The following is a 7064-nucleotide window of genomic DNA, read 5'->3' as shown; positions in this document are numbered from 1 at the left end:
GATGGTCGCCGGGGAGTTCGGCAATGGCGGTGGGCGAGGGCAGGATGATCCAGTCGCCCACTTCCCTGTTCCCCGGCGAGGGCCGGGGCCCAGTTGGGCTGGTTCCAGCGATGGAAGCGCGCTCGTCTCCCAACTGGGCCCCGGCCTCCGCCGGTGAACAGTATGTGGTCGCCGTACTCAACACGACACGCTGCGGCGACCGGTCTTCCAGCCCCGCCAGCCGCACGTCCAGCCGCGGCGCATCCGCCGCCAGCGTCCCGCGCCCGACCAGGATCGCCTCATGCCGTGCCCGCTCCAGATGCGCGTGCGCCCGCGCCTCCGCACCGGTGATCCAGCGGCTCTCGCCGTCGCTGCGGGCGATGCACCCGTCGAGCGAGGTCGCCAGCTTCAGGGTCACGAACGGCCGCCCCAGCGCCGCCCGCGTCAGGAACCCCGCCATCGACCGCCGAGCCGCGTCCGCCTCGATCCCCGTCGTCACCGCAATCCCCGCCGCGCGCAGCCGCGCAAATCCCGCGCCCGCGGTCCGTGGATCGGGGTCCTCGATCGCCGCCACCACCCGCGCGACGCCTGCCGCCGCCAGCAGGTCGCTGCACGCCGGCCCGCGTTCGGAGCGATGCGCGCATGGCTCCAGCGTGACGTAGCAAGTCGCGCCGCGCGACTTCTCGCCCGCCTCGGCCAGCGCCATCGCCTCGGCATGGGGACGCCCGCCCGGCTGCGTCCAGCCGCGGCCGACCACGCGGCCGTCCGCCACGATCACGCATCCGACATTGGGATTGGGCACCGTCCGCCCGCGTCCGCGCTCGGCCAGCGCGAGCGCGGCGCGCATCCGGCGTGCATCGTCCATTATGGGGCTCAGAGCCCCCAGCGCGACATCGCGTCGTCCAGCTTCTTGAAGCCCCGCTGCCGCTCTTCCTGCGCCGCCTTCTGTTCGGCCAGCCGCTTTGCCTTGATCGGCGCGTCGACCGCCTGCTGCGCGCGGATCTGCGCGTCGGTGCGATCCGCCTTCCACTGCTCGACATAGACGATGTCGCGCTTGTACGCCGGCTCGATCGCGCTGTCCTTGGCGAAGGCGTAGATGAAGAAGCCGGTTATCGCCATCGCCGCTATCAGGAACCACAGTTCGTAAGGCTCACGCCCCGCGAAGAACACGCGAAGGTCCCGATACGCGCGCAGGGGCGACATGCGGCCGAAGAAGTTCATGTCGCTGAAAATAGGCGCTCGCCTGTCCGAGCGCCAGTGGGCAGTGTGGCGAAGCCTAGCCGTACGCCGGAAAGGCGGCGGAGGGTGGATGCTGTTCGCGCCAAGACGCTAAGACGCGAAGGTAGAAGAGGATCCGCGCCGAGCCGCGGAGGGTTCGCCCCCAGCCGCGCGGCAGCATTTCGACCGGTGCGGCGATCGGGCGGCCACGCTGCGGCAACCGAAACACCGTCGCGTCTTTGCGTCTTCGCGCGAACCCATTCTTCGTCAAGTCTCTGCGCGAACGCGGTTCAGCTATCCAGCACGAACCGCACCGTCATCGTCCGCCACGCCTCCTGCGCCACCCCGTCGCGCGTGCCGGGGCGGAAGCGCCAGCGGGACAGCGCCTGTCGCTCGGTCGCGCGGAAGAAGGCGTCGCTGGTCGCCGCCACCCGCTCGACCTGCTTCACGCGGCCATCGATGCCGATCAGCACCCGCACCGTCACCGTGCCGACATTGCCCAGCCGCTGCTCGGAGGGCGGATAGGCGGGCTGGAAATCGCCGGCGTAGCGCGGGTCCACCCCCGGTGCGACGATCACCGGCAGTGCGGGCACGGGTGTCGGCGTCCCTACCGGCCCGGTTCCGGTGCCCGCCATGGTGCCGTCGCCCGTCGGCTCATCGGGGATCGGCGGCAGCGGCTGTACCGTCCAGCGGTCGGTCGGAGGCAGCGGAAGGGGCGGCAACGGCGCCTCGATCCGGGTCGGCGCCTTCGCCTCGCGGCGCGGGGCGGGATCTGGTGGGGGCGGCGGTTCGATCGGCACGCGATAGGTTTCGAGTGGTCCGTCGGGCGCCGGCGCCTTGGTCACCAGCGGTGCCGCGACCATCAGCGCGCCGATCACCGCGGCGTTGATCCCGACCGCTGCCGCGAGCCCGCCGAGACTGAACCGGCGATCGCCGGTGTAACGTTCCGCATACATGCACCCGTCTCCTCTTCCAGAGTGAGCGAGTCGGCCGTTTCGCACCCGTGATGTTACGCTTTCCGTAGGGGAAGGCAAGTGCACCTGATCGACGCATGACGGGCGCAGAGAGTCGGCAGCTCGTCAGTCGCCTCGCAACCGTGCGACCGCCCGTTCGCGTCCGATCAGCGGCAGCAGCGCCGTCATGTCCGGCCCATGGTCCAGCCCGGTCAGCGCGCGGCGCAGCGGCAGGAACAGCGGCTTGCCCTTGCGCCCGGTCGCCTCCTTCAGCGTGGCGGTCAGTGCGTGCCAGGGATCGCCCGCCCAGTCGATCGCCGCCGCCGCCTCGGCCGCCTGCGCCAGATAGGCGACGTCATCTTCCGCCGGGGCGGGCGCCGCGACTGGCCCCTCGATCACCTGCCACCATGACGCCGCATCCGCGACCGTCGCCAGGTTCGGCCGCACCGCATCCCACTCCGCCGCACCCATGCCGGCGGGCAGCCGGTCGGCGACTGTGTCGTGGGGCAGCTGGTGGACGATGCGCGCGTTCAGCTGCGCCAGTTCCGCCTCGTCGAACCGCGCCGGCGCGCGGCCGAAATGGGCGAAAGCGAACCCCTCGACCAGCGGCGCCATATCGACCAGCGGCTCGACCGGATCGCTCGTCCCGATCCGGGCGAGGAGCGCGCGCACCGCAGCCGGTTCGATCCCGACATCGCGGAAATGATCGACGCCCAGCGAGCCCAGCCGCTTCGACAATTTCCCCTCGGCGCCGGTCAGCAGCGCCGTGTGCGCGAAGGCGGGCGGCGTCGCGCCCATCGCCGCGAACATCTGCAATTGCAGCGCGGTGTTCGACACATGGTCCTCGCCGCGCACGACATGGCTGATGCCCAGGTCGATATCGTCGATCGCCGAGGGCAGCATGTAGAGCCACGATCCGTCCGCGCGGCGCACGACCGGATCGCTCATCGTCGACGGATCGAAGTTCTGCGGTCCGCGCACCAGATCGTCCCACGCCAGCGGCATCGCGTGGTCCAGGCGAAAGCGCCAGTGCGGTCGGACGCCGTCTGCCTCGAGCGCCGCCTTCTGCGCGTCCGACAGTGCCAGCGCGGCGCGGTCGTACACCGGCGGCAGCCCGCGGCCGAGCAGCACCTTGCGCTTCAGGTCCAGTTCCTGTGCGCTTTCATAGGCCGGATAGATGCGGCCATCGGCGACCAGCGCGTCGAATCGCGCACCGTAGAGCGCGAACCGTTCCGACTGGCGTATCTCGGTGTCGGGGGTCAGGCCCAGCCAGTCGAGGTCGCGGCGGATCGCGTCGACGAAGCGCTCCTCGCTCCGCTCCGCGTCGGTGTCGTCGATGCGCAGCACGAAGCGTCCGCCGGTCTTCCTCGCCCACAGCCAGTTGTGGAGCGCGGCGCGGATGTTGCCGACGTGCAGCCGCCCGGTGGGCGACGGGGCGAAGCGGGTGGTGGTCATGATCCCGCCCTACGTGTCCGCACCCTCTTTCGCTACCCGCTCCCGGCCCCTAAGGGCGTGCGCGACGCGGGGAGTCACACAGATGAAACTGATTACCGGTAATTCGAACCTGCCGCTCGCGCGCGCGATCGCCCAGTATCTGGAAAGCCCGCTGACCGATGCGCTGGTCCGCCGCTTCGCCGACGAGGAGATCTTCGTCGAGATCCAGGAGAATGTCCGCGGCGAGGACGTGTTCGTCATCCAGTCGACCGGCTATCCCGCCAACGACAATCTGATGGAACTGCTCATCATCATCGACGCGCTGAAGCGCGCGTCGGCGCGGCGCATCACCGCGGTGATCCCGTATATGGGCTATGCGCGGCAGGACCGGAAACCGGGGCCGCGCACGCCGATCTCGGCCAAGCTGGTGGCCAACCTCATCACCGTGGCGGGCGCCGACCGCGTGCTGTCGGTCGATCTGCACGCCGGGCAGATCCAGGGCTTCTTCGACATCCCGACCGACAATCTCTACGCCGCACCGGTGATGTCAGCGGACATTCTGGCGCGGTTCCGCGACCGCAACCTGATGGTCGTGTCGCCCGACGTCGGCGGGGTGGTCCGCGCGCGCCAACTCGCCAAGCGACTCGACAATGCCCCGCTCGCCATCGTCGACAAGCGGCGCGAGCGTGCCGGCGAATCGGAGGTGATGAACATCATCGGCGATGTCGAGGGCCGGTTCTGCGTGCTGATCGACGACATCGTCGACTCGGCCGGCACGCTCTGCAACGCCGCGGCGGCGCTGCGCGAGGCGGGGGCGGAGGACGTCGTCGCCTATGTCACCCACGGCGTGCTGTCGGGCGGCGCGGTGGCGCGGGTGGCGGGATCGGCCTTGCGCGAGCTGGTCATCACCGACTCGATCGGCAACCACGAGTCGATCGGCACGACGGACAAGATCCGCCACCTGCCCATCGCCCCGCTGCTCGGCGAGGCGATCAAGCGGATCGCGGACGAGACGAGCGTGTCCAGCCTGTTCGATTGATCGCCGATCGATCGGACACGCCCTTACCGGGCGGCGGCGGCCTTGCTGTCGTCGCTAGTGGGACATGCCCACGATGTGATCGAACACCGCAGGGTGTAGCGGCCGCGCGAAGGTGCAGCCATAGTGATAGCGGTCGTGCCACGCGACCACCGCCTCGATCGGCGCGAGGCCGGGCAGGGTCAGCCACACGATCGTGCCGGGATAGAGGGTAAAGGCGGTCGCCGCGCGGAAGCCGGTCGTCGACAGGTCGCTGACGTCGATATCGAACCGTGTCTGACCCCGATCGCGCAGGTGCGCGTGCATCCGCACCGACCGCCGCGCGGTGTCGCGCCGATCGTGGGTCGCGCCGGGCGGCGGCGGAGCGGGCGCGAAGGGCGGGTTGAAGACCGGGCGTTCCATGGCCCGACCCTGAGGCAGGGACGGTTAAGGCCGCGTTGATGCGTCCGCCCCGGTCGTTTTAGGTGCGCGGACGCCGGCCCGCGACCGCCGCTTCAGCTCCGCCTTTAGCGACTCGGGCCGGGGCGCGACCAGGAACCCGAACGAGACGTTGCCCTCCTTCGTCTCGACGACATGGTGCAGCCGGTGCGCCTGGACGATCCGCTTCATGTAGCGCGACTTCGGCAGGTAGCGGGTGGGGATGCGCTGGTGGACGATCACGTCGTGGAACCCGAAATAGATCGCGCCATAGGCCGCGATCCCGGCGCCGATCCAGGCACAGCCCGGCCACCAGCCCCATTGCAACCCGCCCAGCAGCAGCACGATCGACGGCACCGCGAAGATCGCCGCATACAGGTCGTTCCACTCCCAGTTGCCGGGGCGCGCGCGGTGGTGGCTGGCGTGGAGGAACCAGCCGGGTCCGTGCATCAACCAGCGATGGGCGGCATAGGCAAAGCCTTCCATGCCGATCACGGTCAGGAGGAGGATCAGGGCGCCGAGCGGCCAGGGCATCGTAGTTCCATCTATTGCGTTGCACTCGCAATAACGATTTGCTCACGCTGTCCGGTTAGGGTGGATTCGCGTGCCCGCCTGTGCAAAGGGCGGTACGTTCCCGATAGCATCATAAGGCGAGGCCGCCCATGAACATCCACGAGTATCAGGCAAAGGAATTGCTGGCCAAGTTCGGCGTTCCCGTTCCCGCAGGCTTTGCCGCGATGAGCGTGGAGGAGGCGGTCGAGGCCTCGAAGAAGCTGCCGGGGCCGCTCTATGTCGTCAAGGCGCAGATCCACGCCGGCGGCCGCGGCAAGGGCAAGTTCAAGGAGCTGGGCCCCGACGCCAAGGGCGGCGTGCGGCTGGCGAAGACCGAGGACGAGGTGCGCGCCGCGGCGACCGACATGCTCGGCAACACGCTGGTGACGATCCAGACCGGTGATGCCGGCAAGCAGGTGAACCGCCTGTACGTGACCGACGGCGTCGACATCGCCAAGGAATTCTACCTGGCGCTGCTCGTCAACCGCGCGACCGGCCGCATCTCGATGGTCGCCTCGACCGAGGGCGGCATGGACATCGAGACGGTGGCGCATGACACGCCGGAGAAGATCCACTCGATCGACATCGACCCCGCCACCGGCTTCCAGGGCCATCACGGTCGCGCCGTCGCCGCCGCGCTGGAGCTGAAGGGCGATCTCGCCAAGCAGGCCGCCAACGTCGCGTCGAAGCTGTACGACGCGTTCCTGGGTACCGATGCCGAGCAGATCGAGATCAACCCGCTGGCCGTTACCGAGGACGGCAAGCTGATGGTGCTCGACGCCAAGGTCGGCTTCGACGGCAACGCCATGTTCCGTCACAAAGACCTGATGGAACTGCGCGACACCACCGAAGAGGACGCGATGGAGCTGGAGGCGTCGAAGTACGACCTGGCGTACATCAAGCTGGACGGTGATATCGGCTGCATGGTCAACGGCGCCGGCCTGGCCATGGCGACGATGGACATCATCAAGCTGAACGGCATGTTCCCGGCCAACTTCCTCGACGTAGGCGGCGGCGCCAACAAGGAGAAGGTGACCGCGGCGTTCAAGATCATCCTGTCCGATCCGGCGGTGAAGGGCATCCTGGTCAACATCTTCGGCGGCATCATGCGCTGCGACATCATCGCCGACGGCATCGTCGCGGCGGCGAAGGAAGTGAACCTGCAGGTTCCGCTGGTCGTCCGGCTGGAGGGCACCAACGTCCAGCAGGGCAAGGACATCCTGGCCAATTCGGGCCTCGCCATCGTTCCCGCCAACGATCTGGGCGACGCCGCCCGCAAGATCGTCGCCGAGGTGCAGAAGGCGGCGTAATCGTGCGGCGGATCTTCCGCTATGCCGAGGGGCTCGGACGGAAACGTCCGGGCCCTTCTTCGTTGTGAGATCGTTGGCGCGCGTCATGACGGGACCAGCCCGGCATGACGAGGCTGCCGAACCATACCGGACTTGCGAAAATGCCCTGTTCGTGACTAGTGCGAC

At 68.9% G+C, this 7064-nt stretch carries 8 protein-coding genes; 2 read left to right on the top strand and 6 right to left on the bottom strand.

The features are described 5' to 3' along the window. The 4 genes from ribD to Q5H91_RS12580 all read right to left on the bottom strand — a co-directional run. A partial coding sequence (ribD, locus tag Q5H91_RS12595; RefSeq protein WP_305173758.1) for a bifunctional diaminohydroxyphosphoribosylaminopyrimidine deaminase/5-amino-6-(5-phosphoribosylamino)uracil reductase RibD occupies positions 1-844 on the bottom strand: 844 nt, incomplete at its 3' end. An 8-nt stretch (positions 845-852) separates the two neighbouring features. Continuing rightward, complete coding sequence (locus Q5H91_RS12590; RefSeq protein ID WP_305173757.1) at positions 853-1200, bottom strand: hypothetical protein; 348 nt, start codon at positions 1198-1200, stop codon at positions 853-855. A gap of 287 nt (positions 1201-1487) precedes the next feature. Further along, the gene (locus tag Q5H91_RS12585; protein ID WP_305173756.1) at positions 1488-2153 is read right to left on the bottom strand and encodes an energy transducer TonB; all 666 of its coding nucleotides are present in this window, start codon (positions 2151-2153) and stop codon (positions 1488-1490) included. Positions 2154-2276: 123 nt separating this feature from the next. Then, positions 2277-3605 carry a glutamate--tRNA ligase gene (locus tag Q5H91_RS12580; RefSeq protein WP_305173755.1) on the bottom strand — a complete coding sequence of 443 codons (1329 nt, stop codon included), beginning with the start codon at positions 3603-3605 and terminating at the stop codon, positions 2277-2279. A gap of 82 nt (positions 3606-3687) precedes the next feature. Here Q5H91_RS12580 and Q5H91_RS12575 point away from each other — a divergent pair, with 82 nt between their 5' ends. Beyond that, a complete protein-coding gene (locus Q5H91_RS12575; RefSeq protein WP_305173754.1) occupies positions 3688-4623 on the top strand; it encodes a ribose-phosphate pyrophosphokinase in 936 nt (311 codons plus the stop codon). A 54-nt stretch (positions 4624-4677) separates the two neighbouring features. Here Q5H91_RS12575 and Q5H91_RS12570 read toward each other — a convergent pair whose 3' ends face one another. Beyond that, complete coding sequence (locus Q5H91_RS12570; protein WP_305173753.1) at positions 4678-5022, bottom strand: pilus assembly protein PilZ; 345 nt, start codon at positions 5020-5022, stop codon at positions 4678-4680. 24 nt (positions 5023-5046) lie between these two features. Then, positions 5047-5571, bottom strand: coding sequence for a sterol desaturase family protein (locus tag Q5H91_RS12565; protein WP_305173752.1), 525 nt, complete (start codon positions 5569-5571; stop codon positions 5047-5049). A gap of 128 nt (positions 5572-5699) precedes the next feature. On the opposite strand from Q5H91_RS12565, the gene sucC reads away from it, so the two are divergent. After that, on the top strand, positions 5700-6899 hold the full coding sequence (gene sucC, locus Q5H91_RS12560; protein ID WP_305173751.1) for an ADP-forming succinate--CoA ligase subunit beta: 1200 nt from the start codon (positions 5700-5702) through the stop codon (positions 6897-6899). Positions 6900-7064 lie beyond the last annotated feature (165 nt).

Origin of the sequence: Sphingomonas aurea, from assembly GCF_030678875.1 — a bacterium.
GTDB classification, from domain to species: Bacteria; Pseudomonadota; Alphaproteobacteria; order Sphingomonadales; family Sphingomonadaceae; genus Sphingomonas; species Sphingomonas aurea.
The sequence above is the reverse complement of the archived record's forward strand: the minus strand, read 5'-3'. Positions and strand labels throughout refer to the sequence as shown.

Coding starts and splice junctions, on each gene's coding strand:
- Q5H91_RS12590 (WP_305173757.1), bottom strand. CDS start 1,200: ATGAACTTCTTCGGCCGCATGTCGCCCCTGCGCGCGTATCGGGACCTT.
- Q5H91_RS12585 (WP_305173756.1), bottom strand. CDS start 2,153: ATGTATGCGGAACGTTACACCGGCGATCGCCGGTTCAGTCTCGGCGGG.
- Q5H91_RS12580 (WP_305173755.1), bottom strand. CDS start 3,605: ATGACCACCACCCGCTTCGCCCCGTCGCCCACCGGGCGGCTGCACGTC.
- Q5H91_RS12575 (WP_305173754.1), top strand. CDS start 3,688: ATGAAACTGATTACCGGTAATTCGAACCTGCCGCTCGCGCGCGCGATC.
- Q5H91_RS12570 (WP_305173753.1), bottom strand. CDS start 5,022: ATGGAACGCCCGGTCTTCAACCCGCCCTTCGCGCCCGCTCCGCCGCCG.
- Q5H91_RS12565 (WP_305173752.1), bottom strand. CDS start 5,571: ATGCCCTGGCCGCTCGGCGCCCTGATCCTCCTCCTGACCGTGATCGGC.
- sucC (WP_305173751.1), top strand. CDS start 5,700: ATGAACATCCACGAGTATCAGGCAAAGGAATTGCTGGCCAAGTTCGGC.